Consider the following 23,635-nt stretch of genomic DNA (forward strand, 5'->3'; position numbering starts at 1 on the left):
TCCCCGGCCCCCTCCCCGGCGCGGTCGCTGGCAGGCAAGCTTGCCGCGGGACTGGGGCTTGCTCCAAGCGCTTCCGGGGATAACTGGGAAGAGTTCTGAGTAACGAAAACGCCGCCGCGCGATCCCTGCATATCCGCTACAGGGATCGCGCGCTTCCGGCTACTTAGTAGACGTAACGGCCATTATGGGTCTTGCGATAGATATTGCGCGAAGCACGATCCTGCATGCTTTCGATCTTCTGGCGCTCGCGGCGCGTCACATAGCCATCGCGGGCTGCGCGCGACTGGGCGCGGTCGATCCGATGCTGCTGGCGCTGGATCTGGCGCATTTCCTTGCGTGTCAGTTCACCGCGTACCGCTCCCCGGTAGATCCGGTGTTCCTGACGGTTCTCACGCGCCTCGCTGCGAAAGGTCTGTGCCTGTGACACGACCGGAACCGTTGCAGCCATGACGAGGGCCAGTGCGCTGATGATGATCTTCTTCATGCCTTACTCCTTTTGACGCTCATACTCGCTTTCAGAGCGAGGCGAGGTTGGCGACATAACGGTGAATGGGGCCTGAAGGTTTCATTCACAAACGGCAATGAAGTGGAACGAAATAGATCACATTTTTTCAACAAGGCCGTGATACGGGGGATGAAATTGAGGAACTGTGCCAACAAAATCAGAGCCTTGGCGCCAAAATCCCCCTCAACCATCCCCACCGCCCAAGGCGATCACATAATGACATGGCTTTCGCCACCGGAGTGTTTCGCGAGACCTTCGCAGGCAGGTGGAAGCTGGCATAACAGCGTGTCGCGTTTCGCATCCGCGACAGGCAAGGCATGTTCGAGAGCCACTTACTCCCAACGGAAAGGAAGACCACCAAGGGAAAAAGGCAGAGCATGGACCGGATATGCCAGGGCCGCGCAATTGCAACGCCGCATTCCCTACCAATCCCATTCCCGCAATTGCGCGGTCTCTCCATCGCGAGGTAGAAACAGGCCTGCACTGTTCACTATTATGGAACGTTTCGTCTACTTCCGTTCATCTTTCGAACTGCAGGTAAACATGACACATAGGTCCCAGAGAATTTAACGGCTGCCAGCGGCACCCCGCGCAGCAAACTTCCGGAGACTTTAATGTCCAGCTCTCAGAACACCGTGATCCTGATCGCGCGTATCCTCCTTTCCTTCATCTTCATCTATTCCGGCTTCGGCAAGTTGACCGACCCGGCAGGTACTGCCGGCATGATCACCGGCGCAGGGCTGCCCGCTGCAACGGCTCTCGCCTATCTCGCCGGCCTGTTCGAATTCGTCACCGGCCTTGCCGTTCTTGTCGGCTTTCAGACGAAGATCGTTGGCTGGGCGCTCGCGCTCTTCTGCATCTTCACCGGCGCTGTCTTCCACTCGGGCACCGTTGCAGTTCCCGGCTGGCCTGACCCGGCTCTCGGCTGGATCAATGCGCTCAACGGCATCATGCTGATGAAGAACTTTACGCTGGCAGGCGCCTATATCCTGCTCGCAACCTTCGGCCCGGGTGCATATTCCATCGACGCCCGCCGCGGTTCCGTCGCAATTGCGGCCTAACACTTATCAAATCCCTGCCAAGACACTCCCGCCGGACCAACATCCGGCGGGTTTTTTATTGGCAAAACACAGGATGAATCAGCGGCGGATATTCTTCGCCAGCCAGACGGTCGCGCCGCCGCAGGCGGGATCCTGCGATATCTGGGCAACGACCTGAAAACCGTTCTTCGCCAGCAGCGCTTCATATTCGGCTTTTGCCAGGCTGGCATGGTACAGCGGCTCGCCGCCGAACTCACCCATCGCCTCGCCTTCGAAATGGCCGCTGGTAAACATCAGCACCGCACCCGGCCCGGCAAGCGCCCCGAAGCGCGGAAACATCGCCCGCTGGTCATCGGCATTCAGATGGAAGAAGCTGTGCCAGGCGAGAATGCCGGAAAACTTGGTCGGAATATAAAACTGCCGCATGTCGGCTTCATACCAGGCCATGCCCGGAAACCGCTGACGCGCCAGCCCGATCAGCGTTTTCGACGTATCGACACCGGTGACATGAAAACCGCGGCCGATCAGATGCGCGGCCATCGGCTCGGCCGCGCCGCAGCCGAGATCCAGCACATGGCCGGGCTTGGGCATCAGCGCGGTGAAATGATCGAGCCACGGCCGTTCGAACAGGTTGCGGCCGCGCACCTTGTCAAAGGCCAGCGCGTGCCGCTCATAAAGACCGATGATATTGGCATCCGCGCCCGACATTTTATCACACGGCCTTGCGGACCGCCTCGACGATGGCAGCAATACGGGCATCACCCTCATGTTCGGCCTTGCGGGCGCGAACGAGGCAGGCCTCAGATTTCAGGATCACGCCATCCGACAGGATCTTCAGGTTATTGGCCTTCAGCGTCGAGCCGGTCGAGGTGATGTCGACGATGATATCCGCCTGTCCCGCAGCCGGTGCGCCTTCGGTCGCCCCAAGGCTTTCGACGATGCGATAAAGCTGGATGCCGTGGCTTCCCGAAAAATGCTGCTGCGTCAGCCGCCAGTATTTTGTCGCGATCTGCAGGCGGCGGCCATGGCGCGAGCGAAAATCGGCGGCAACGTCACCGAGATCGGCCATCGTATCGACATCCAGCCAGATTTCCGGCACGGCGACAACGACATCCGCATGGCCGAAACCGAGACGGGCGGCAACTTCCATCTTGGCGTCGGCATCGATCAGGCCTTCGCGGATCAGGTCTTCTCCGGTCACGCCGAAATCGACGGTGCCTGCGCCGATCTCGCGGGCAATCTCGGAGGCCGAGAGGAAGGCGATCTCGATATCGTCATGGCCTTCGACCTTGCCGCGATAGGAGCGCTCGTTACCGACGGCAACGATGGGAAGGCCGGCGCGCTCGAAAATCGCAGACGCGTCTTCCTTCATGCGGCCTTTGGAGGGGAGAGCGATGGTAATCGTAGACATCAGCGCGCCCTCGCCTGTTCGATCCGGTCGAGCCAAAGCGAAAAGCCCACGGCCGGAATATCTTCAGCTGCGCCGAGCAGCGTCATCAGCCGGTCGAAACGACCGCCACCGGCAAGCACCGCATTGTCACGGCTGACTTCGAAGACGAGGCCGGTATAATAATCGAGCGGTCGCCCGAAGGCGGCACGATAGGTGACCTTGTCGAGATCGACCCCGAGATCGGCAAGCGCTGCGGCGCGCGCCTCGAAGGCGACGAGGGCCGCTCCCATGGCAAGCCCTGCCGCATCGGCAAAACCGGCAAGCGCTGCCGGAGCCTGCGACAACGGCAGTTCCAGCGACAGAAACTCGGTCAAAAGCACAAGCGCCGAGCCATCCAGCCTCGTTTGCGCCAGCGACTGCTTTTCCTTAAGCCGGGCCGCGATCTCGCGCGGCGAGCGGCTGGCATTGGTGGAATAGCCGGTTTCCTGCATGGTCCGGTCGATATGGGCGATCAGCGCCGCCTCATCCTGATTCAAAAGGGCGGCAAGCTCCGGCGACAGGCCCGTTTCGGCCTGCGGGCTCGCCAGCGTCATCAACAGGTGCCGCAGATGCGCATTGTTGCCAAATGACTGGATCAGCCGCTTCTGCCATCCGCCCGGCAGCCCGAGCGCCCGAACGACTGCCTCGAACACAGCCTGATCGCCCAGCGTGACGTTCAGCTTGCGGCCGGGAATGAGGTTGTGCAGGATCTGCATCGCATCATTCACGGCACGCGCATCGGCATTGGCCGTTGCGGTCTCCCCCAGATCCTCGATACCCGCCTGATAGAACTCGTTGTCACCCTCGCGGCGCTGGCGAAACACTTCGCCGAGATAGCAATACCGCCGCGGCGTGCCAGTGGCGTTTTCGATATGGCGCAGGCAGACAGGAATGGTGAATTCCGGCCGCAGACACAGGCTCTCGCCCGTCTCGCTTTCGGTGAGGAAAATACGACGGCGCAGGTCTTCGCCCGCCATGTCGAGAAACGGTGCGGCCGGCTGGATGACCGGCGTGTCGATACGCGCCGTGCCACGGGCGGCGAATTCATCGAGCAGAGTGCCTGAGAATTCGGGCATGTTGATCAGAGGCATTGGAGGGCTCCCGGAGTGCAACCATACCCCCCTCTGCCCTGCCGGGCATCTCCCCCACAGGGAGGGAGATCGAAGGAGGCGAGCTGGCCACTCCATTGGTAAGGCTGCGATACAGGCAACGTCAGATTTGAAGCGAGGCTTTGGCGCCCAGCCGATCTCCCCCCTTGTGGGGGAGATGTCCGGCAGGACAGAGGGGGGTAGCCCCCCGCTGAAACACCCAACTCAGACATCCTTCGCCCGCCTGCGATCTTCCGCCTGAGCCGCGAGAATGTCCTTCACCTTGGCAACAAGATCAGCCTCGGCAACCGTTTCCTGCGCCACACGCGCCTCGCGCCAGGACGCATTGTCCTCGATCTCGCCGGAAAGGCGCTTGCCCTCAATCAGGTCCTTGATCTGCACGACGCCCGTTTCGCGCTCGTCACCGCCCTGAATGATGGCGATGGGGCAACCACGCCGGTCAGCATATTTCAGCTGGTTGCCGAACTTTTTCCAGTTGCCCTGATACATTTCGGCGCGAATGCCTTCGGCGCGAAGCGCCTGCGTAAACCGCTGGTAACGACCCATGCTTTCGACATCGCCATCCATGACGGTGACGAGAACAGGAGCGACAACCTCATCCTGCCCCAGCTTGCCGAGGTTTTTCAGCGCCGTCATCAGGCGCGACACGCCGATGGAAAAACCAGTGGCCGGAACCGGCTGGCCCATGAAGCGCGACACCAGACCATCATAACGGCCACCACCGCCGACAGACCCGAAGACGACCTTTTCGCCCTTTTCGTTGGTGACGTCGAAGGTCAGTTCGGCTTCGAAAACCGGGCCGGTGTAATATTCGAGGCCGCGCACGACAGACGGGTCGATCTTGATGCGGTCCGGGCCGTAGCCTGCACTGGTGGCCAGCGCGCCAATCGTATTCAGTTCATCGACGCCTTCGCCACCGTTGGCGGTGCCGGCCACGAGTTCGGCCAGTTGAGCTGCGCTTGTCGCGTAATCCTTGATGCCGACGAAGAACAAGACCTTTTCGATCTGTTCCGCATTCAGCCCCGCACCCTTGGTGAAGTCACCGCTCTCGTCCTTGCGGCCTTCGCCGAGCAGCAGCTTCACACCTTCTGTGCCGAACTTGTCGAGCTTGTCGATGGCACGCAGCACGTTGAGGCGTTGCCCAGCCTTGTCGTCACCGCCAAGCCCGATGGCTTCCATGACCCCATCCAGAACCTTGCGGTTGTTCACCCGGATCACATAGTCGCCGCGCTTGATGCCCAGCGCTTCCATCGTGTCGGCCATCATCATGCACATTTCGGCATCGGCCTGTACACCCGGTGCGCCGACCGTATCGGCATCGAACTGCATGAACTGGCGGAAGCGGCCCGGACCCGGCTTTTCGTTGCGGAACACATAGCCGGCACGATAGGTGCGGAACGGCAGCTGGATCTCGTTGAAATTTTCCGCGACATGGCGGGCAAGCGGCGCCGTCAGATCGTAACGCAGCGACATCCACTGGTCGTCATCGTCCTGCAGCGAGAAGACGCCTTCGTTGGGGCGATCACTATCCGGCAGGAACTTGCCCAGCGCATCGGTATATTCGAACAGCGGCGTCTCCACCGGATCGAAACCGTAACGTTCATAGACTTTACGGATTTCCGCTGTCATCGCGTTGGTGGCATGGATATCGGCAGCCGAGCGGTCGACAAAACCGCGCGGCAGGCGGGCCTTGAGTTTCTGGGGCTTCTTCTGCTTGTCGCTCATGATCGATATCCATTGCTTTGTGGCCTTTGGGAAAGGCCGAAAATACGAGCGGTTTCTTAGAGGATGAAGGCCGGAGCGGCAAGGGCGGCTTAAGGCCGACGACTGGAACAGTTAGGCGCAAGGTGATATTGAAGTGTGGTTGCGGCCACAAAGGAACTTGTCGTGGGAAAGCACGCTGCCATCAATCTGCCTGACGAGACAATCGAACGGCTCGAAGCTCTTGCGGAACGGACAGGAAAGGATCCTTCCGACTATGTCACCGAGGCTGTCGAGCAGCTCCTCGAAGACATGGAAGATTTGCGGCTGGCCGAGGAGGCAATGCAGAGAATTCAGCGCGGTGAATCCGAGGTGATCAGCAGCGAGGAATTCTGGCGTGGTCTGGTCGATTGAATACGATAAGCTCGTCCGCAAGCAAGTTGAAAAACTTGATCCTCAAATCCAGAAACGTATTCATTCGTTTCTTCACGAGCGATTAGTGAAACTCGAAAACCCTCGACAAACCGGTCAGGCGATGCAGGGGTCACGGTTCGGAAAATTCTGGCGCTACAGGGTCGGCGATTATCGTATAATCTGTGATATTCAGGATTACCGACTGGTCATTCTGGTGGTTGAGCTTGACCATCGCAAGCAGGCATATCGCTAATTCATGATCCTCGAAGCCATCCAATATGCCGCGACCACCCTGGTCACGCCGCGCGAATTTCGTCCGTTCATCCGCTCCTCCCTTGGCCTCTGGGGCCGGGCGGGGCGATGTGCGAAAGCGTGGAGCGCGCATGAAGAGAACTGCCATGCCTTCATCCGCGGGACGATCGCGCCGATGAAACAGAGGCGCACCGCAGTCGTGCTCGGCTCAGGTCTGTTGCGCGATGTGCCGATCGTCGAATTGTCGAAAGCTTTTGATACGGTGGTGCTGGTCGATCTCGTGCATCTCGCCAGTGTGCGGACTTGGATCAGGACGAAACGACTATCCAACATTCGGCTGATCTCGCGGGATCTTTCCGGACTTTCAGATGCGCTGTGCGGAAAGACACCCGAGCCGCTTTCGTTCCTGCGGCAAGTGCCTTATCTCGATCTCGTCATCTCGGCCAATATCGTCTCGCAGATCGGCGTCGGTTGCCGGCGGGTGCTTGAGCGCTCCGGCCATGAAAATCCGGATGCGATCATTTCGCAACTCATCCGCGCCCATCTCGACGGGCTTGACCAACTGCCCTGCAAGACGGCGCTGCTGACGGATATCCGCTATGACGTGACCGATCGGCAGGGCGAGGTGATCGAGGCCGATGACCTTCTCTGCGGCGTGCCGGTGCCTCAGGCAAAACAGAGCTGGGACTGGCCGGTCGCGCCGTTCGGAGAAATCGGGCGGGATCGGCAGGCAGTGCATCGGGTGATTGCGGTTTGACAGCCAGTCAGGTGGTCGGCCGAACATAGCCATCGCGCGTCGCTTATGTCGCAGATCGCCGCCGCAAAACGGCCTTACCTCCTCGACACTGTTTCCTTGATCAGCGCGACGTGATCCCGCTTCGCTTGATTTCCGACGCCCGAAGCTTAGAATCTTTGCAATGAAACAGTTCGCCGCCATGATGATGTTTGCCGCATGGCTCCTTTACGGGGCAATGCCGGCCGTGGCGATGCCATCCATACCGCATGAGATGCCGGGCCAGACTGCGATGTCCGGTTCCGGCATGGCGATGCACGATCATGCGCAACATGCCGGGGGCACTGCGAAAACAGCTTGCAGCCAAGGTGATGGCCATGGGCAGCAACCCTGCCCTCACGGCAGCAAGATCTGCGTTGCACCCTTCTGCTCGGCATGCCTCGTCGTGCTGCCGGATGTCGATTTTGCCGATATCGGCCGTTTCATCCACCGTTACCCGGCACCGGAAACTGGCCCGTCGTTTGTCGTTTCCGGCCCCGCACCACTGACGCCCCCTCCCCGCGCCTGATCGTTTTCGTCATCTGACTGAAAAACGAAATTCCAGGACACGGAAGGATAACTCATGTCCAAGACCACAGTTCTTGCAGCAGCGGCAATCGCTCTCATTTCCGCAACCTCGTTTGCTGCAGCCGCCGAGACGACCTGCAGCCAATCCAGCATGAAGATGAATGGCGAGATGGGGCATGCCGAGCATCACAAGGGTGATGACAGCGCCTCGACCAAGGCTTTCAAAGCCGCCAATGCGAAAATGCACGACGGCATGGCGATCGAATTTTCCGGCGATGCGGATGTCGATTTCACCCGCGGCATGATCGCCCATCACCAGGGCGCGATCGACATGGCAAAGGTCGAGCTGGAACACGGCAAGGACCCGACCCAGCGCAAGCTGGCGGAAGCCATCATCAAGGCGCAGGAGCAGGAAATCGCCGACATGCAGGCCTGGTTGAAAGAACACGGCAAATAACAGTCTGAACGAACAGGCGCCGGGCGGGTTTGCCGCTTGCCCGGCGTCCATCTTCCTCCATATGATAGAGCCGGAGGCAGAGGATATGCGCCCGATTACCGCTATCGGCTTTGATGCCGACGATACGCTCTGGCAGAACGAGCAATATTACCGGCTGACGGAAGAGCATTTTCAGACACTGCTCGGCGATTTTGCCGAGGGGGCGGATATTTCCGCCAAACTGCTCGAGGCCGAAAAGCGAAATCTCGAATATTACGGGTTCGGCATCAAGGGTTTTACGCTGTCGATGATCGAGACTGCCGTCGAGATTACCGAGGGCAAGGTGCCGACCGAGACGATCACCAAGATCCTCGAGATCGGCCGCGATCTTTTACGCCATCCCGTCGAGTGCATGCCGCATGTGGAGGAAACGCTGCAAGCGCTGAACGGGCACTATCTTCTGGTGCTGATCACCAAGGGAGACCTGTTCGACCAGGAGCGAAAGCTGGCGCAATCGGGGCTTGGCGATTATTTCGATGCGGTGGAGATCGTGTCCGACAAGAACGCCACCACCTATCGCCGCATTTTTCACAAGGTGGCGGAAGGGCCGGAACGGGCAATGATGGTGGGCAATTCACTGAAATCCGACATCGTGCCGGCGATTGCGGCCGGCGCTTACGGCGTCTTCATCCCCCACGCGCTGACCTGGATTCTGGAACATGTGGACGCGCCGAGCGATGCGCCGCGTTTCCGCCAGATCGAACATCTGGGCGAGCTGCACGGCGTGCTGAACGGTATTACCTCGGCATCGGATTAGGGCTCAAGGTCGCTTAAAACGCAGCCGCATCTCGTCAACCTCGCTCTGGCAGAAGCAGCCGTCAATATGGTCGTTGACCATGCCCATGGCCTGCATGAAGGCATAGATCGTGGTGGGACCGACAAAGGTCCAGCCGCGCTTCTTCAGGTTTTTCGACAGTGCGACGGAAACAGGCGTGGTGGGGTTGGCCCGCAGCGTTTCGAGATCACGCACCGCAGGGCGCTGGTCGGCACCGGGTTCGAAACTCCAGAAGAATTTGGCAAGCGAGCCGAATTCCTGCTGCAGCTCGATGGCGCGGCGCGCATTGTTGATGGTCGAGGCGATCTTGCCGCGATGGCGGATGATGCCGGCATCCGCCACCAGCCGCTCGATATCCGCATCACCGAATTCCGCCACCTTGTGAAAATCGAAACCGGCAAAGGCGGCGCGAAAATTCTCGCGCTTGCGCAGGATCGTCAGCCAGGAGAGGCCGGACTGAAAGCCTTCGAGGCAGATCTTTTCGAAAAGGCGGATATCGTCGGTGACAGGGCGGCCCCATTCCTCGTCGTGGTAACGGCGGTAATCTTCCAGCCCGCCATGCCAGAAGCAGCGTCCCTTGCCATCCTCGCCGGTAATGATGCCCGCCATTTCCTTCTCCCAGACCATGCTTTTACTCTCGACGTTCCAATCGTTAACGGCAGTATCGCCGGTTTCAGTTTCAGGCAACCATGTCCTGAAACCGGCGGGTAACCTTGCCGAAAGCTATATCCGATTTGACGCATGAAACGCGCCACCCGTTTACCATTCGCTTTGAGCTTGCGTTCACCATCCCGGTATCTGGCGGGGGTACCGCCTTTCGGTGATTGTAACGAGTGGATCCGACCATGAAGGCGAGATTTCTTCTTGCGCTGGGGCTTGCCGCCCTTGCCTCAACATCTGCACTGGCAGACGACCGTTATCGCGAGCGGCCTCCGGTCGTGGTCAGCCCCGATCTTGCCGCTCCCTGGCTGATGCAGCTCGGTGCGCAGCCGCAGACACGCCAGAGGCAGGTGCAACAGCGTCAGGTCTACCAGCAGCCACAGCGGCAGATGCGGCCGCAGGCCGTGGTGAACGGCCAGCGCAACTATTACCCGGCAGCGCCGAACCGCCCGGGTGTCTCGCGTCAGGCCGATGCCCGGCAGCCGGCGCGGACGCCGGTGGTGCGCCGCGGCATCTTCAGCGACAACAGCCAGGTGCAGCAGGCGGCCGTGCGGCCCAACCGGGTGATCCGCAGCCAGCTCGAGCCGCAATTCCTGCCGCAGATGGTGGCCTATGACACGCCGCACAAGCCCGGCACGATCGTCATCGATACCAATAACCGTTTCCTCTATCTCGTCATGGAAGGCGGCCAGGCGAAGCGTTACGGCGTCGGCGTCGGCAAGCCTGGCTTCGAATGGGCGGGCGAGCACAAGGTGACCCGCAAGGCGGAATGGCCGAGCTGGGTGCCGCCGAAGGAAATGATCGCCCGCGAGGCGGCCAAGGGCCATTACCTGCCGGCGCGCATGGATGGCGGACCGGAAAACCCGCTCGGCGCGCGCGCCATGTATCTCGGTTCGACGCTTTACCGCATCCACGGGACGAATGCGCCCTGGACGATCGGCAGCGCCGTATCGTCCGGCTGCATCCGCATGCGCAACGAGGACGTGACCGACCTTTACGGGCTGGTCGAGGTCGGCACCCGGGTTATCGTGATCTAGGCTTTTTGCGCCCATCACAGGACATGATGTGGCCGGATCGACACGATCCGGCCCTTTTATCATTCGCTGCATGGTCACATTTTTCCATCTCTGGGTTGCCCTGAAGCTTCAGCCGGGACATTTTGCCCCGGCTTCAAGATCAGATCCGCAGAGGGGTAAGGATGAAATCGCATAAATTGCTGCTGGCCGCGGTCGGCATGATGTTTGCAGCCATCGCCACCACGGCACCGGTCGAGACCGCCAGTGCACAATCCCAATCAGGGGCTCAAACGACGGCGAGCGACGTCGCACCGAAAAATCGTAGCCGCGAAGTGCCGGCAAAATACCAGCGCCGCAGCGTGCGCTTCACCACCAATGAAGCACCGGGCACGGTCATCGTCGATACCAACAACAAGTTTCTCTATTACGTCGAGGGCAAGAACCGCGCGACGCGTTACGGCATCGGTGTCGGTCGCGAAGGGTTCGGCTGGTCGGGCGAGGTGAAGGTCGGCCGCAAGGCGGAATGGCCGACATGGACGCCGCCGGCGGAAATGCGCGCCCGCGAAGCCCGCCGCGGCATCAAGCTTCCCGTCGTCATGCCGGGCGGCAAGGATAATCCGCTCGGCGCCCGCGCGCTCTATCTCTACAAGGGCGGCCGCGACACGATCTTCCGCATCCACGGCACCAACCAGCCCTGGTCAATCGGCCTCAACCTGTCTTCCGGCTGCATCCGGATGATGAACAAGGATGTCGAGCATCTTTATGCCCGCGCACCCGTCGGCACCAAGGTCGTCGTCATCGGCCCCGGCTCCAAACCCGGCGACGTCGCCTTCAAGGACCGCGGCATCGATATCTTCCGCACGATTTTCGGCGGTTGACCTTTACCGTATGGGGAAGCTTCGGCTTTCATTCGTCATCCTCGGGCTTGTCCCGAGGATCTAACCACGTCGAGAGAGATTGGGCGTCGGCAGATGCTCGGGACATCCTCGGGTTTAACCCGAGGACGAGCATGACGACCGGGGAGTTTTCCCGCCCTTTCAGCCTTTCAGCCTTTCAGCCCTTCAACTTCCCCGGCTTCTCACCACCATAGGCCCAGTCCAGCAATTCCACCGTATGGATCACCGGGATCGCCGTGCCCGAGCCGATCTGGGTCATGCAGCCGATATTGCCGGTGGCGATGACATCCGGTTTGGTCGCCTCGATGTTTCTCACCTTGCGAGCCTTCAGCTCGGCAGAAATTTCCGGCTGGAGAATGTTGTAGGTGCCGGCGGAACCGCAACAGAGATGGCCTTCGGCCGGATCGCGAACGGTGAAGCCGGCGTTCTTCAGCAATAGTTTAGGGGCCATGGCGATCTTTTGGCCGTGCTGCATTGAACAGCGGAGTGATAGGCGACATTGAGGCGTTTCGGCTCCTGTCGCGGCAGGTCGAGTGTCGCCAGATACTCGGTGATGTCCTTGGCCAGACCCGATACCCTCGCCGCTTTTTCGGCATAGGCCGGATCCAGCCGCAGCATGTGGCCGTAATCCTTGATCGTGGTGCCGCAGCCGGATGCGGTGATGATGATCGCGTCGAGGCCTTTTCTCTCGATCTCGCGGGTCCAGACATCGACGTTTTGACGGGCGAAATCGAGCGCCTCGGCTTCGCGTCCCATGTGATGGACCAGTGCACCACAACAGCCTTCTCCTTCCGGCATCACGACCTCGATGCCGAAGCGGGCAAGCAGACGGGTCGTCGCCTGATTGATGCCGGGATCGAGAACGCTTTGCGCACAGCCCGAGAGGATCGCCACCCGGCCGCGCCTGATACCCCGCACCGGCTGGGCACCGCGCAGCACCGCCGCAGACGGCGCCGGCAATGATGACGGTGCGAGATCGAGCATGGCGGCGAGCGGCTTCAACGACTTGACCCGTTTCAACAGAGGCGCGAAGGGGCGGCCGAATTTCGCCAGCGTCAGGGCCGTGCGGAAACGGGATGGATAGGGAAGAATGGCCGCGAGCAGGCTGCGGATGAGCCGGTCGATCAGCGGGCGCTTGTAGGTGTTTTCGATATGGACGCGGGCATGGTCGACCAGATGCATGTAGTCGACGCCGGAGGGACAGGTGGAGACACAGGACAGGCAGGAGAGACAGCGGTCGATATGGGTGACGACTTCCTCATCCGCCGCCCTTCCATTTTCCAGCATGTCCTTGATCAGGTAGATGCGTCCGCGCGGGCTGTCGAGTTCGTTGCCTAAAGTGACATAGGTGGGACAGGTGGCGGTGCAGAAACCGCAATGGACGCAGCGGCGGAGAATTTTTTCGGATTCGGCGACATGTGGGTCTTCGAGTTGTTCGGGGGTGAAGGAGGTTTGCATCAGGCGGCCTTCCGCAGCGTCGAGTTTGCGGGACCAAGCCCCCCTCTGCCCTGCCGGGCATCTCCCCCACGGGTGGGGAGATCAGCTGGGCGCACCGCTTTGCCCCAAGCAAATCCAATTGAAAACGCCGCGCTTGATACGGTCAAAGCAAGGGAAGAAGGTCCTGCTACTTGTGATCTCCCCCCTTGTGGGGGGCTCGAAGAGCGGGACGAGACCGGTGGCTCGGCCCAGGCAAGCCGGCAGGGCAGAGGGGGGTGTCGCAGCGTAACCGTCATAACTCTCATCCCCCCATCTTCCCCAATCCGAAAATCCCCGCCGGATCGAGCCTTTCCTTCACCCGTGCAGACAGCGCCGCAACGGCATCCGGCAATGGCTCGAAAGTGGGGATTTCGGCACGCGCCGCTTCCGACGCCCGGACCAGCGTTGCGTGGCCACCGCCAAGCGCACGGATATAACGGCGGACAAGCTCGGCTTCGGGATCGGCCTCCATGCGCATCCAGACCAATCCTCCTTGCCAGTCGTAAAAGGCATCGATACCGGCCTCCAGCCGAAGTGCGTAGACCAGATGGTAACCGGCGCTCGGCGCGACGGAGACCCGCCAGAGGGGCTTTTCCGTGCCATCTGAATAAGGGGCGACGTCGCGGATTTCGCGCCAGAGTGTGCGGCTCTGCGCCATGCCGAGCGTCGTCACCTGACCGAAGGCTTCCATGACAGCGGCGAGTTTTTTTGCGCGCGCCTCGACGGAAGGGGCAAGGCCTTCGAGGCGAAAGACGGTCGCTTCACATTCCGGCAGTTGATTGCCGATGAAGCGGGAGCGGACACTGGCGGGCAGATGCGCGGCACCCGAAATTTCCACCGGCAGCGCCACTGCGGCGGCCATCGCCTTCGCCGCCATCTCGTCGTCGAGGCCGGAGATGACGACAGTTTCCGTCATCGGTGGTACCGGTAGCACGCGAAACGTGACTTCGGTGAGAAAACCGAGCGTGCCGTGCGAGCCGGCCAGCAGTTTTGTCAGGTCCAGACCGGTGACGTTCTTCATCACCCTGCCGCCGGCACGGATGATCTCGCCGCGGCCATTGACGAAGCGGAGGCCTAGCAGGCTGTCGCGGGCGGCGCCTGCGGTGAGGCGGCGGGGACCGGAAACATTGGCGGCAAACACGCCGCCGATGGTCGGCTCTCCTTTGGTCCCGAGAATGTCGCGATGGTCCATAGGCTCGAAGGCCATCATCTGGCGGTTTGCGGCAAGGGCTGCCTCGACTGCGGAAACCGGCGTGCCGGACCTGACGGTCATCACCATTTCGGCGGGGTCATAATCGACGATGCCGGAAAGGCCGCGGGAGCTGATCGGTTCGGCCGGGTGGTTGGTCCTCGCAAAACCACGGGTGTTGTTGCCGCAGATCGCCAGCGGCTTTTTGTCGGCTGCGGCATTGCGGATGATGTAGGCGGCATCGGTTTCGGTATTGGGGATCAGCATGGGCGCCCCTTCGCCGACCATTGCCCTGTTCCGCTTCCCCCTCTGGCCTGCCGGCTTGCCTGGGCCGAGCCACCGGTCTCGTCCCGCTCTTCGAGCCCCCCACAAGGGGGGAGATCACAATCGCTGGGACCTTTGCTCCATCTTTCAGTTAGCTCATATCTGGAACGGTCATTCGAGAATGATCGGGGCAGACCGATGCGCCCAGCATTTCTCCCCCCTTGTGGGGGAGATGGCCGGCAGGCCAGAGGGGGTATGATGTCTGGCAGAAAGCAAGCGGAAAACACTGAACTCACCCCCTCCCCTCCAGCGGAAACACCTTCGACGGATTGAGGATCCAGCCCTCGTCGAACGCCGCGCGCACCGCCATCTGCTGGGCAAGCTCGGCCGGCGTGTATTGATGCCGCATCAGGTCGCGTTTTTCGATGCCGACGCCGTGTTCGCCGGTGAGGCAGCCGCCGGCATCGACGCAGAGTTTGAGGATCTCGTTGCCCGCCTCTTCCGCCTTCATCGCCTCTTCCGGGTCATTGGCATTGAACAGGATCAGCGGGTGCATGTTGCCGTCGCCGGCGTGGAAGACATTGGCGACGCGCAGGCCGAAGCGGTCGATGATTTCGGATGTCTGCTTCAGCACGTAGGAAAGCTTACCGAGCGGCACGGTGCCATCCATGCAGATGTAATCGGCGATGCGGCCGGTGGCGCCGAAGGCGGATTTGCGGCCTTTCCAGATCAGCGCCGCCTCGGTTGCCGACTGGCATTCGCGCACGGTCATGACCTGATGGCGGCGGGCGATCTCGACGATGTTTTCCAGCGTCGCGTCCATTTCGGCTTCCGAGCCTTCGACCTCGACGATCAGAAGTGCGCCGACATCGAGCGGATAACCGGCCTTGGCAAAGGCCTCGCAGATCTCGATTGCCGGTTTGTCCATGAATTCGATGGCGACCGGAATGATGCCGGCGGCAATGATATCGGCGACGCAGGCGCCGGCTTCTTCGGATGTCGAGAAGCCGAACAGGACCGGACGAGCGCCTTCCGGTTTGGCGATCAGGCGAACCGTCGCCTCGGTGACAATGCCGAGCTGGCCTTCCGAGCCGCAGACGAGGCCGAGGAGATCATAGCCTGCGGCATCCAGATGCTTGCCGCCGAGCTCGATCACCTCGCCATCGACCAGAACCAGCTTGACGCCGAGCAGGTTGTTGGTGGTGACGCCGTATTTCAGACAGTGGGCACCGCCGGAATTCATGCCGATATTGCCGCCGATGGTGCAGGCGAGCTGGGAACTGGGATCGGGTGCATAAAAGAAGCCATCCACCGAAACAGCTTCGGAAATGCTCAGATTGGTGACGCCGGCCTGCACCGTTGCGGTGCGGTTGGCATAATCGATCTCGATGATGCGGGACATGCGCGACAGGCCGAGCACGATCGCATCTTCCTGCGGGATGGCACCGCCCGAAAGCGAGGTGCCCGCGCCGCGCGGCACGACCGGAATTCCGTAACGATGACAGTATTTCATCACCGCTGCCACTTGCGAGGTGGTGCGCGGCAGAACGACGGCAAGCGGCAGGCGGCGATAGCTGATGAAGGCATCGGTTTCGAAGGGAACCAGTTCGCGCGCCTCATGGATGACGCAATCGGCCGGCAGAAGGCCGCTCAGATCATCAATGATGGTTGCCCTGCGGGACAGGACATCCTGTCTTGGCGGCAGAAACCGGATTGGCTGCGGCATGCATTCCTCCCTCGCATGTCTCAATCGCAACCTATTTCATGACGGCTAAAGGCTTCAACCTATTCTTGACGAATGTCGCATGGAGGCCATTGGCAATCACATTTGCGCAACATCCAGAGGAAAATTGAACAGCTGTGCAATAAACTGTTGACGTGTCATGTCCCTCGACCCCTTATATTTAGCCGAGCAAGGGTTTTTAACGGGTGATTCACGATCAAATTCGATCCCGACACCTCGTTAATCCTGGCGCAATCATTATATTAGTAAAATGAAACTCTCGGAGGTGTTTTCGAAATTGGGCCTTATGAACCGTATCGCCAGCAATCTTCGTCTCATGGTGCAGCGCCCCCCGCGCCAGCAATATGCTGCGATCTGCTATCGCGCCGGCAAGCGCGGCGAATTCGAGGTTCTGGTTGCCACCAGCCGCGATACCGGCCGGTGGGTGATCCCCAAGGGTTGGCCCATGGAAAACAAGCAGGCGCATCAGGTCGCCGAGCAGGAAGCCAAGGAAGAAGTCGGCGTCAAAGGCAAGGCCGAAAAGAAGCCGTTCGGCTTTTATCACTACCGTAAGGGTCTCGATAACGGCATCAAGGTGCCGGTGCGCGTGCAGGTTCATCTCCTCAAGGTCGAAGGCTTCTGCAAGGACTTCAAGGAAAAGGGCGTACGGCAGATCGAGTGGGTTTCTCCCGAGGAAGCTTCCAACCGGGTGAACGAGCCGGAACTGAAAATCCTGATGCTGCAGTTTGCCGAGACGATGCGTAAACCGGCAAAGGACGCGATGGTCACCAATCTCGTCATGAACGTCGCGCGCTGAGCAGGCTCTCCGAGCGGACATCATAATCTCTTCAAAAGCAGACGCTAAAAAGCTTCGGGACGAACCCGGAGCGGGACTACACCCTTAGCGTCGCTCCCTACCGATAAAACGAAGCATGGCCCAACAGAAGCCGCGTCTGGCAAAACCGACGCTCGACAAGGATCTGGAGAAACTTTCCTCTGTGGAAGACGCCGCGCGGCATACGGCGCGCGGGCTTGCCGGCCCGGGCGTGGCGCTCGTCTTCATCATCCTGACCGCGATTTTCGCCTCGACCTATGTGACCGGCACATCCGGCTCGGTGATCGTCATCGCCGCTGCGGCGCTCGCCGGTTACATGGCGATGAATATCGGCGCCAACGACGTGACCAACAATATCGGCGCCGCCGTCGGCGCCCGCGCCATGACGATGGGTTTCGGGCTTGCGCTGGCGGCCGTCTTCGAAGTGGCGGGAGCCGTGCTTGCCGGCGGCAATGTCGCCTATACGATCGCCAGCGGCATCACCAACGAAGCGCTGATCTCCAGTCCGGCGGTCCTCATCTGGGCAATGATGGCGGCGCTGCTCGGGGCAGCCCTTCTCATCAACATCGCCACCTGGGTGGGCGCGCCGATCTCGACCACGCACTCGATCGTGGGCGGTGTGATGGGTGCGGGTATCGCGGCGGCCGGCTTTGCTGCCGTCAACTGGGGACTGGTCTTGCGCATCACCGCAAGCTGGGTGGTCTCGCCGCTGCTCGGCGCGGTGATTGCCGCCGGGTTCCTGTTTCTCTTGAAGGAAACGATCATCTATCGTGACGACAAGGTGGCCGCGGCGAAACGCTGGGTACCGGCCTTGATCGGCATCATGACCGGTGTATTTGCCGGTTATCTGACCCTCGTCGGCACCAATCAGCTGCGCGCGCCCTCGCCCTATCTGGCAACCGTTGTGGCCTTTGTCATGGGGCTGGTCGCCTGGCGGGCACTGATTCCGGTGATTGCCCGGCAGGCCGAGGGGCTGGAGAACCGCAACCAGTCACTTCGCAAGCTTTTCCAGATCCCGCTGATCCTTTCGGCCGCGCTGATGTCTTTCGCGCATGGGGCAAACGATGTGTCGAACGCCATCGGCCCGCTGGCGGCAATCGTGGCGGCAACGCAGGACATGGCGGCCAGCGCCGCCAGCCGCGATCCCGGCGTACCGCTCTGGGAACTGGTGATCGGGGGGGTGGGCATTTCGCTCGGGCTTCTGCTTTACGGGCCGAAGCTGGTGCGGCTGGTGGGTGCAGAGATCACCAAACTCAACCCGATGCGGGCTTATTGCGTGTCGCTGTCGACGGGACTGACGGTGCTTGTCGCGTCGTGGATCGGCATGCCGGTTTCCTCCACCCATATCGCTGTCGGCGCGGTGTTCGGCGTCGGGCTTTTCCGCGAATGGTATACGCGCAATTCGAAGCGGCGTTACGAATATATGCGGGTGCGTTCCGGCCGTGACATCCAGCCGGAGCCGGAGGAGCGCGAGGCCGGCGAGCACAATGACGACGAGATGAAACGGCGCTATCTGGTGCGCCGTTCGCATATCCTGAGTATTCTCGTTGCCTGGATTATCACGCTTCCGGCCGCCGCAGGCCTTGCGGCAATCATTGCGACGGTTATGTTCGCGCTGTTTTTGTAAGAGAAGATCATGCGCGCCAATTTTCGCCTTCAGCGGCTTTTCGTCGATACGCCCCTTTCTGCCGAAACCCGGCATGAGGTGTCGAGCGAGCAGTTCAACTATCTCGCCAATGTGCTGCGGCTGGAGGCCGGAGCAAAGGTACTGGTGTTCAACGGGCGCGACGGCGAATGGCTGGCGGAGATCACCTTTCCGAGCCGCAAGAAGATCGTGCTTCAGCCGGTGGAGCAGACGAGGCCGCAGCCGGAGGCATCCGACCTCTATTACCTGTTTGCGCCGCTGAAAGTGGGCCGGCTGGATTATCTGGTGCAGAAGGCCGTCGAGATGGGGGCCGGCACGATGCAGCCGGTGATGACCCAGCATGTGCAGGGCAAGATCACCAATCTGGACCGTCTGAGAGCGAATGTGACGGAGGCGGCCGAACAATGCGGCGTGCTGTCGATCCCGGAGGTTTCGGAACCGCGCAAGCTGGCCGACATTCTGGAGCGCTGGCCCGAAGACCGGCGGATCATCTTCTGTGACGAAGGTGACGAGGGCCAGAACCCGCTGCCGATCCTCGCCAAGGTGGCGGAGAAAAAGCTTGCGCTTCTGGTCGGGCCGGAGGGCGGGTTTTCGGAGGAGGAACGCAGTCTTTTGCGCTCGCTGCCCTTCGTGACGGCAATCCCGCTCGGGCCCCGGATATTGCGGGCCGATACGGCGGCGGTGGCGGCGCTGGCGGTGATACAGGCGGCGATCGGGGATTGGCGGTAGATTGGACTGGCGGCAAGCAAAAATCCCCTCACCAACAAAATCTAAGACTTAGCTTCGCTAAGATCTTGATTTTGTGTCCTCTCCCACAAGGGGAGAGGTAGAGCGTCGAGCTTGCCTCCCGATATCTCTCCCCTTGTGGGAGAGAAAGCGATTTCAACATCTTAGCTTCAGCTAAGTGTTAGAAATCGCAAGTGAGGGGGTAACCGCCCCTACAGAGAGCTCGACACAGCGTCAAAACCGCAACAGATGGCACTGTTTTTCTGAACCGATCTTGAAACAAATTCGCTTGCACCGCAGATGAATTCGGTTCAATCAGCCGGACGATTATCAGTCTGGCTTATCATTCCAGGCCTTCCGACCAAGGTATTTTCATGGCGCGTGACACGACCGACCAGACACCACTTTCCTCGGTATCTGAGCTTTCAGCCTATCTGGCGCAGGGCTCGCGCCCCAAGGACAAATTCCGCATCGGCACCGAACACGAGAAATTCGTGTTCTTCCGTAAGGATAACGCGCCGGTTCCCTATTTCGGCGATGCCAGCATTTCAGCACTTTTGAAGGGCATGCAGGAAAGGCTCGGCTGGGAGCCGATCATGGATGGCGCAAACATTATCGGGCTTGGAGAACAGTCCGGCATGGGCGCGATCTCGATCGAGCCGGGCGGGCAGTTCGAGCTTTCCGGTGCGCCGCTGGAGACGATCCACGAGACCTGCAAGGAATCCAACAAGCATCTGGCGCTGGTGAAAGAGATCGCCGAGCCGATGGGTATCCGTTTCCTCGGCCTCGGCGGCAGCCCTAAATGGTCTCTGACCGAGACGCCGCGGATGCCGAAATCCCGCTACGACATCATGACCCGCTACATGCCGAAGGTCGGTTCACACGGGCTCGACATGATGTACCGGACCTGTACGATCCAGGTGAACCTCGATTTCTCGTCGGAAGCAGACATGGCCGCCAAGATGCGGGTGTCGATGAAGCTGCAGTCGATCGCGACCGCGCTTTTCGCTTCCTCACCATTTACCGAGGGCAAGCCGAACGGGCTTTTGTCCTGGCGCGGCGATATCTGGCGCGATACGGACAACCGTCGTTCCGGCACCCTGCCCTTCGTGTTCAATTCGGATTTCGGTTTCGACCATTATGTCGAATGGGCGCTCGACGTGCCGATGTATTTCATCGTTCGCGACGGCAAATATCACGATTGCACGCATGTAACCTTCCGCCAGTTCATGGCCGGCGCGCTGAAGGGCGAAGTCACCGACTGGCAGCCGAACATGGGCGACTGGACCAACCATCTGTCGACGCTCTTCCCCGACGTTCGCCTGAAGCGCTTCCTCGAAATGCGCGGCGCCGACGGCGGCCCATGGCGCCGAATCTGCGCGCTGCCCGCCTTCTGGGTCGGTCTGCTCTATGATGATGCAGCACTTGCCGAGGCCGAAGCACTGACGGCCAACTGGACGTTCGAAGATGTTATCGCCATGCGCGATGCCGTGCCGGCTCAAGGGCTTTCCGCAACGATCAAGGGCCGTCCGGTTCTGGACGTGGCACGCGATGCGGTTCGGATTTCGACGGCTGGCCTGAAAGCGCGAGCAAAGCTGAATGGCGATGGCCAGGATGAGAGCGTCTTCCTGCAGCCGCTGGAGGAAGTGCTGGCGAAGAAGGCAACGCTTGCCGACGACCTGCTTGCGCTATTCAACGGCCGCTGGAATGGCTCGGTGGAGCCGGTGTTCGACGAATACCAGTATTGAGTTTCGATCTTATTGAGCGAGGGGCCTACCGTCCCTCATTCCTGTCCTTGTGACAGGAATCCAGCCAGCCCAAGTCCTTGGGCTGGAAAGACTCTGTCGCCGCGCGGACGCGCGTCGGCTGGATCCCTGTGACGAGCACAGGGATGAGGGAGTTTGCGGTATGTCCGCACCCAAAGCAAACCTTGCTTCCGTGGCGACCACCTTCCCCAAAACAAAAAAAGCCCGGCGCGGGTGTCCGGCCGGGCAAGAGGCAGGGTCATTGGCTTACCCTGCGGGGAAAATCGTTACATCTTCGAATTGATGCACGCGGTCAGCGAGCTGGCGGCCGGGCGAACCGCGTGCGGGCGCGCTCACGAGCAGCCTTTGCCAGAAGCAAAGACGGATCATCCAGTGCGCCGGAACGATCAAGTGCGATCACGACATCACGGCGGCTAAGTCCGATGTCGGTGAGCATATGATCATCCAATTCAGAAATCGGATGTGCCGCAATGCGGTTACGGATGGCGCGCCATGCGGATTTGATGCGCACGAACACGGCCGCCTGCACCAAACCGGTCTGGATCGGGGACGGAGCCTTTACGAGCTTCAAATCAGTTCCGCATTCGGTCGTGCTCATCGGGGTATCCTTTCATTGGGCACGGTCAAAGGCGTTCCGACTGCGAATGCAGACGGATTGCCGGTGAGACATTTGCGCCGTTTGCAGCAGCGCCTCTGTTCTAGAATTGCAGCTGTTATCGGTTAATCGTATTGATCAGTCCAACGAATGTTTCTAATGATGATTATCAAGTTCACTGATGGATTGCGCCCATGTCCGCTCCTCTCGATATCGACCAGCTGCATACTTTCATCGCCATCATCGATACCGGCAGCTTTACCAAGGCTGCGGACCGGGTGTTCAAGACGCAATCTGCCGTGTCGATGCAGATGCGCAGACTCGAAGAGCGGATCGGCAAGCAGCTTTTCGCCAAGGACGGGCGCGGCAACCGCCTGACCGCCGAGGGCGAGAAGCTGATGAATTACGCCCGGCGCATTATCCGGCTGAACAATGAGGCGATCGCGGCCTTCGACGATAACCGTCTTGAGGGTACGATCCGGATCGGCACGCCGGACGATTATGCCGACCGCTACATGCCCGAAATCATCGGCCGGTTTGCCAAGACGCATCCCAATGTGGAACTCTATATCGTCTGCGAACCATCGGTCAGTCTCGGGGAAAAGATGGCGCGCGGCGAGCTGGACATCGCGCTCGTGACCCATAATCCCCGGCAGCGGATTTCGGACGTGGTGCGCACGGAACCGCTGTGCTGGGTCGCATCGGCCAACCACCCGCTGAAGGATGACGCGCCGGTGCCGCTTGCAGTCGGGCGTCGTGACTGTCTGTGGCGGCAGCTGGCCTGTTCGGCGCTCGACGCGGATGGGCGGGAATATCAGGTTCTGTTCACCAGCTGGTCTTCGACCGTCATTGCGGCTGCGATCCTCGCCGGCATGGCGGTATCGGTTCTGCCGGAATCGGCGCTTCGGCCGGGGATGAAGGTGCTGACCGCCGCCGATGGTTTTCCGCCGCTGCCGCCGGTGCAGATCGGCCTGATGAAGCGGCCGGGGCTTTCACCGTCCCTCATGAACGCGATCACCGACCATATCAGCGCCTGCCTCGACAACATTTCGCCCGCCGCCCTGCCCGACGATCTCGACGGCGAGGTGAAGGGCTTTGCCCGGCAGGCGCGGGCACGGTCGGGGCAGGTGATGACGGGGTGGTGAGGCCGCTTTAACGCGACCCTGATGTTTTCCGGGCCTCTACATAGGCGCGCAGAACATTCTGCATCTTCGTCAGATGCCCTTTGCCCTTGGCGTCATCATAGAAGAAATCGAACACGTCCCGGTCGATCTTCAGATGGACCGAGCGTTTGTCAGGCGATACCAGCTCCGCCTTCGACCAGAATTCGGGGCCGAGGTCCTCGCCTTCGGGCGCGTTCCTGTTGGAATTCAGCTGGCCCGTCTCCTTCATCGCCTTAAGTTCGGCGAGCGAAGCTCTCCTGATATCTCGATCTGTCATTACGGCCTCCTTTCCAGGCTGTTATCAAGCGCCTGATACTGCCGCGATCGGTAAAAACCACAATGAAACACTCATCATCCACCATGCCCAAGGCGATCTGGCGTATCTCGCCGTAATCAGCCCTGTCGTCGATCCTTGTCAGCACCGGCCCTTCGAAGATCAAGGCCGCGTGGAGAATATCGACACCGCGCTCAACAAGGACATTTTGCCTTTTCTCCTCATCCCATTCGAACTCCACCGCCGCCCCCGACATTTAAGTTCGCCCATCAATGGTGTACACTTTTAATGTATGAATTCAATGCTTGGTTCACTCTTGAAGAACAGCTGCGCATCCCATAACTTCCAATTCCAAAATCTGCCACTTACGATTGGAATAACTAATC

Annotated in this window: 25 protein-coding genes and 1 pseudogene; 14 read left to right on the top strand and 12 right to left on the bottom strand. The window is 60.4% G+C overall.

The genetic code is table 11. The annotated features are described in order from the left end of the window. Nucleotides 1-163 precede the first annotated feature (163 nt). Complete coding sequence (locus tag JNB91_RS28995) at nt 164-484, bottom strand: hypothetical protein (RefSeq protein WP_220328909.1); 321 nt, start codon at nt 482-484, stop codon at nt 164-166. A 635-nt stretch (nt 485-1,119) separates the two neighbouring features. Between JNB91_RS28995 and JNB91_RS29000 the strand changes: the two genes are divergently transcribed. Further along, a complete protein-coding gene (locus JNB91_RS29000) occupies nt 1,120-1,566 on the top strand; it encodes a DoxX family protein (protein ID WP_220328910.1) in 447 nt (148 codons plus the stop codon). Nucleotides 1,567-1,644: 78 nt separating this feature from the next. On the opposite strand, the gene JNB91_RS29005 is transcribed toward JNB91_RS29000, so the two are convergent. The 4 genes from JNB91_RS29005 to hisS all read right to left on the bottom strand — a co-directional run bounded on the left by JNB91_RS29005 (nt 1,645) and on the right by hisS (nt 5,808). Then, nucleotides 1,645-2,253, bottom strand: coding sequence for a class I SAM-dependent DNA methyltransferase (locus JNB91_RS29005; RefSeq protein WP_220328911.1), 609 nt, complete (start codon nt 2,251-2,253; stop codon nt 1,645-1,647). 4 nt (nt 2,254-2,257) lie between these two features. After that, complete coding sequence (gene hisG, locus JNB91_RS29010; RefSeq protein WP_220328912.1) at nt 2,258-2,956, bottom strand: ATP phosphoribosyltransferase; 699 nt, start codon at nt 2,954-2,956, stop codon at nt 2,258-2,260. Continuing rightward, nucleotides 2,956-4,065, bottom strand: coding sequence for an ATP phosphoribosyltransferase regulatory subunit (locus JNB91_RS29015; protein WP_220328913.1), 1,110 nt, complete (start codon nt 4,063-4,065; stop codon nt 2,956-2,958). Before JNB91_RS29015 ends, hisG begins: the two co-directional genes overlap by 1 nt. 222 nt (nt 4,066-4,287) lie before the next feature. After that, nucleotides 4,288-5,808, bottom strand: a complete 1,521-nt coding sequence (gene hisS, locus JNB91_RS29020) for a histidine--tRNA ligase (RefSeq protein WP_220328914.1) — start codon at nt 5,806-5,808, stop codon at nt 4,288-4,290. 162 nt (nt 5,809-5,970) lie between these two features. Here hisS and relB point away from each other — a divergent pair, with 162 nt between their 5' ends. From relB to JNB91_RS29050, 6 genes are all read left to right on the top strand, one after another. Then, nucleotides 5,971-6,198: a type II toxin-antitoxin system RelB family antitoxin gene (relB, locus tag JNB91_RS29025; RefSeq protein ID WP_220328915.1), complete on the top strand. Its 228-nt coding sequence runs from the start codon at nt 5,971-5,973 to the stop codon at nt 6,196-6,198. Next, nucleotides 6,182-6,451, top strand: a complete 270-nt coding sequence (locus tag JNB91_RS29030) for a type II toxin-antitoxin system RelE family toxin (RefSeq protein WP_220328916.1) — start codon at nt 6,182-6,184, stop codon at nt 6,449-6,451. Before relB ends, JNB91_RS29030 begins: the two co-directional genes overlap by 17 nt. Nucleotides 6,452-6,454: 3 nt before the next feature. After that, nucleotides 6,455-7,207, top strand: coding sequence for a hypothetical protein (locus JNB91_RS29035; RefSeq protein ID WP_220328917.1), 753 nt, complete (start codon nt 6,455-6,457; stop codon nt 7,205-7,207). A gap of 160 nt (nt 7,208-7,367) precedes the next feature. Next, the gene (locus tag JNB91_RS29040; RefSeq protein WP_220328918.1) at nt 7,368-7,751 is read left to right on the top strand and encodes a hypothetical protein; all 384 of its coding nucleotides are present in this window, start codon (nt 7,368-7,370) and stop codon (nt 7,749-7,751) included. A 156-nt stretch (nt 7,752-7,907) separates the two neighbouring features. Beyond that, nucleotides 7,908-8,207 carry a CopM family metallochaperone gene (copM, locus tag JNB91_RS29045; protein ID WP_430736378.1) on the top strand — a complete coding sequence of 100 codons (300 nt, stop codon included), beginning with the start codon at nt 7,908-7,910 and terminating at the stop codon, nt 8,205-8,207. Between the two features lie 85 nt (nt 8,208-8,292). After that, nucleotides 8,293-9,003 (top strand): HAD family hydrolase, encoded by a 711-nt coding sequence (locus JNB91_RS29050; protein ID WP_220328920.1) that lies wholly within the window; start codon nt 8,293-8,295, stop codon nt 9,001-9,003. A gap of 3 nt (nt 9,004-9,006) precedes the next feature. Here the strand turns inward: JNB91_RS29050 and JNB91_RS29055 are convergent, their stop codons facing one another. Then, nucleotides 9,007-9,630, bottom strand: a complete 624-nt coding sequence (locus JNB91_RS29055; RefSeq protein WP_220328921.1) for a DNA-3-methyladenine glycosylase I — start codon at nt 9,628-9,630, stop codon at nt 9,007-9,009. Between the two features lie 236 nt (nt 9,631-9,866). Here JNB91_RS29055 and JNB91_RS29060 point away from each other — a divergent pair, with 236 nt between their 5' ends. Both JNB91_RS29060 and JNB91_RS29065 read left to right on the top strand, forming a co-directional pair. Further along, complete coding sequence (locus JNB91_RS29060; protein WP_220328922.1) at nt 9,867-10,718, top strand: L,D-transpeptidase; 852 nt, start codon at nt 9,867-9,869, stop codon at nt 10,716-10,718. Nucleotides 10,719-10,879: 161 nt separating this feature from the next. Further along, nucleotides 10,880-11,575 (top strand): L,D-transpeptidase, encoded by a 696-nt coding sequence (locus JNB91_RS29065; RefSeq protein ID WP_220328923.1) that lies wholly within the window; start codon nt 10,880-10,882, stop codon nt 11,573-11,575. A 175-nt stretch (nt 11,576-11,750) separates the two neighbouring features. Here JNB91_RS29065 and glcF read toward each other — a convergent pair. From glcF to JNB91_RS29080, 3 genes and pseudogenes are all read right to left on the bottom strand, one after another. Further along, nucleotides 11,751-13,051: pseudogene (glcF, locus tag JNB91_RS29070) on the bottom strand (glycolate oxidase subunit GlcF). 280 nt (nt 13,052-13,331) lie between these two features. Next, on the bottom strand, nt 13,332-14,525 hold the full coding sequence (locus tag JNB91_RS29075; protein WP_220328924.1) for an FAD-binding protein: 1,194 nt from the start codon (nt 14,523-14,525) through the stop codon (nt 13,332-13,334). A gap of 289 nt (nt 14,526-14,814) precedes the next feature. Beyond that, nucleotides 14,815-16,248: an FAD-linked oxidase C-terminal domain-containing protein gene (locus tag JNB91_RS29080; protein ID WP_220328925.1), complete on the bottom strand. Its 1,434-nt coding sequence runs from the start codon at nt 16,246-16,248 to the stop codon at nt 14,815-14,817. Nucleotides 16,249-16,582: 334 nt separating this feature from the next. Here JNB91_RS29080 and JNB91_RS29085 point away from each other — a divergent pair, with 334 nt between their 5' ends. The 4 genes from JNB91_RS29085 to JNB91_RS29100 all read left to right on the top strand — a co-directional run bounded on the left by JNB91_RS29085 (nt 16,583) and on the right by JNB91_RS29100 (nt 21,199). Continuing rightward, nucleotides 16,583-17,062, top strand: a complete 480-nt coding sequence (locus JNB91_RS29085) for an NUDIX hydrolase (RefSeq protein ID WP_220328944.1) — start codon at nt 16,583-16,585, stop codon at nt 17,060-17,062. A 115-nt stretch (nt 17,063-17,177) separates the two neighbouring features. Then, nucleotides 17,178-18,707, top strand: coding sequence for an inorganic phosphate transporter (locus JNB91_RS29090; protein ID WP_220328926.1), 1,530 nt, complete (start codon nt 17,178-17,180; stop codon nt 18,705-18,707). A 9-nt stretch (nt 18,708-18,716) separates the two neighbouring features. After that, complete coding sequence (locus tag JNB91_RS29095) at nt 18,717-19,454, top strand: 16S rRNA (uracil(1498)-N(3))-methyltransferase (RefSeq protein WP_220328927.1); 738 nt, start codon at nt 18,717-18,719, stop codon at nt 19,452-19,454. Between the two features lie 371 nt (nt 19,455-19,825). Next, nucleotides 19,826-21,199: a glutamate--cysteine ligase gene (locus JNB91_RS29100; protein WP_220328928.1), complete on the top strand. Its 1,374-nt coding sequence runs from the start codon at nt 19,826-19,828 to the stop codon at nt 21,197-21,199. Nucleotides 21,200-21,509: 310 nt separating this feature from the next. Here the strand turns inward: JNB91_RS29100 and JNB91_RS29105 are convergent, their stop codons facing one another. Continuing rightward, the gene (locus JNB91_RS29105) at nt 21,510-21,815 is read right to left on the bottom strand and encodes a YjiS-like domain-containing protein (protein WP_220328929.1); all 306 of its coding nucleotides are present in this window, start codon (nt 21,813-21,815) and stop codon (nt 21,510-21,512) included. Between the two features lie 191 nt (nt 21,816-22,006). Here JNB91_RS29105 and JNB91_RS29110 point away from each other — a divergent pair, with 191 nt between their 5' ends. Beyond that, nucleotides 22,007-22,957: a LysR substrate-binding domain-containing protein gene (locus JNB91_RS29110; RefSeq protein WP_220328930.1), complete on the top strand. Its 951-nt coding sequence runs from the start codon at nt 22,007-22,009 to the stop codon at nt 22,955-22,957. A 7-nt stretch (nt 22,958-22,964) separates the two neighbouring features. Here JNB91_RS29110 and JNB91_RS29115 read toward each other — a convergent pair whose 3' ends face one another. Both JNB91_RS29115 and JNB91_RS29120 read right to left on the bottom strand, forming a co-directional pair. Continuing rightward, nucleotides 22,965-23,252, bottom strand: a complete 288-nt coding sequence (locus tag JNB91_RS29115; RefSeq protein ID WP_220328931.1) for a hypothetical protein — start codon at nt 23,250-23,252, stop codon at nt 22,965-22,967. Then, nucleotides 23,209-23,490 (bottom strand): BrnT family toxin, encoded by a 282-nt coding sequence (locus tag JNB91_RS29120; RefSeq protein ID WP_346269426.1) that lies wholly within the window; start codon nt 23,488-23,490, stop codon nt 23,209-23,211. The genes JNB91_RS29115 and JNB91_RS29120 overlap by 44 nt, the downstream gene beginning before the upstream one ends. Between the last annotated feature and the right edge of the window lie 145 nt (nt 23,491-23,635).

Origin of the sequence: Aliirhizobium wenxiniae (assembly GCF_019511445.1) — a bacterium.
Taxonomy (GTDB): domain Bacteria; phylum Pseudomonadota; class Alphaproteobacteria; order Rhizobiales; family Rhizobiaceae; genus Neorhizobium; species Neorhizobium wenxiniae_A.